The organism is Thiohalocapsa sp. ML1, assembly GCF_001469165.1.
Classification (GTDB): Bacteria; Pseudomonadota; Gammaproteobacteria; order Chromatiales; family Chromatiaceae; genus Thiohalocapsa.
On record NZ_JABX01000114.1, the window covers coordinates 1 to 1,488 of the forward strand.

Annotated in this window: 1 protein-coding gene; it reads left to right on the forward strand. The window is 72.7% G+C overall.

Going from position 1 to position 1,488, the window contains the following annotated elements; all coding sequences use genetic code 11:
• On the forward strand, positions 1 to 1,488 hold a 1,488-nt coding region (locus ML01_RS29850; protein ID WP_162268125.1), incomplete at both ends, for a hypothetical protein.

Here is a 1,488-nt window from a genome sequence, read left to right on the forward strand (position 1 = left end):
CCCCGGCGCCGAGCTGACGATCAGCGGGCCGGTCACCGCCGACGGCATGGGTGCCGACATCGCCCTCAGCACCACCGGCAGCGGCGACATCGCGCTCGAAGGCACCGTCACCGCCGACGACGACGAGATCGCCGTCACCTCGGCGGGCGGTATCGGCGGCAGCGGCGGCATCGCCGCGGCGAGCGCCGCGCTCGAAGCGGTGACCGATATCGGCAGCGCCGCCGACCCGCTCGACACCGACGTCGACACGCTCGACGCCGCGACCACCGGCGCCGGCAGCATCTACATCGCCGAGGCCGACGCGCTGACGCTCGGCGGCAGCGCCGCCATCACCACCGGCGCCGACGACCGGCATATCGAGGTCGGCGTCGGCGGCGTGCTCACCGTGGCGCAGAACGTCACCGCCACCGGCGACGGCGCCGTCACGCTGGTCAGCACCGACACGGGCGGCGGCAGCGGCATCGTTGTCCAGAGCGGCGTCACCGTCGGCACCGCCGCGGGCACCCTCGCGCTCGATGCCGGGGGCGCCGCGGTGACCCTGCACGATGCCAACGCGCCGTCGCACAGCCTGTTGCGCAGCACCGAGGGTGACATCGAGATCGCCGCCGGCGCTCTTGTCATCGAGACCAACGATCCCACCGCCGCGATCCAGATCGAAGCGCCGGCCGGCGCGCTGACCCTGCTGCCGGGCGCCGGCACCACGGTTGCCCTCGGCGACGGCGCTGCGGATGGCGACTTCGCGCTGGACGACGACGACATCGCGGCACTGAGCTTGGCGAGCCTGGCGATCGGTGCAGACGCCGGTCGCGTCGGCGCCATCGACATCGACACCGCCGACTTCGGCGAAACCGGGCTGACGTTGTTCGGCGCCGCCGGCGTCACGGACGTGGGTGCCGGGACGCATCTCACCGCCGGCGCGCTGACCATCGACACGACGGGCGTCGTCGGCGATGCCGCAGATTTGGTCGATACCGCGCTGGGCACCGCGGTCCGAACCATCGACATCGTTGCCAGTGCGATCGACATCGACAACGTCCACGCGGACCTGGTGACCGTTGCGCGCTTGCACGCCGGCGGTGGCGGCGCCATCGACTTCGACCAAAGCGGCGGCAACGTCACCTTCAACGACGTCGAGACCGCGGGCACGGCGACCCTGGGCGCGAGCGCCAACCTCGTCGTCGCCGAAACCGGCATCAGCGCCGGCACCGCCAACCTCGCCGCCGGCGGCAGCATCACCGGCGGCGTGATCGGTGCCGGGACGGCCGACCTCGACGCCGGGAATCTCATCAACGTCACCACAGCGGCGCAGACCCTCGATGCCGAGAGCGCCACCGGCGGCATCACCATCGCCAACGCCCTGGCCGCGGACGTGACCGTCACCGCGCTGCGCGCGCTCGGCACCGGCGGCATCGACTTCGACCAAGCGGGCGGCGGCAGCCTGGAGATTCAGGCCGCCAGCACCGCCGACGGCGGCATCGACATCGCCAA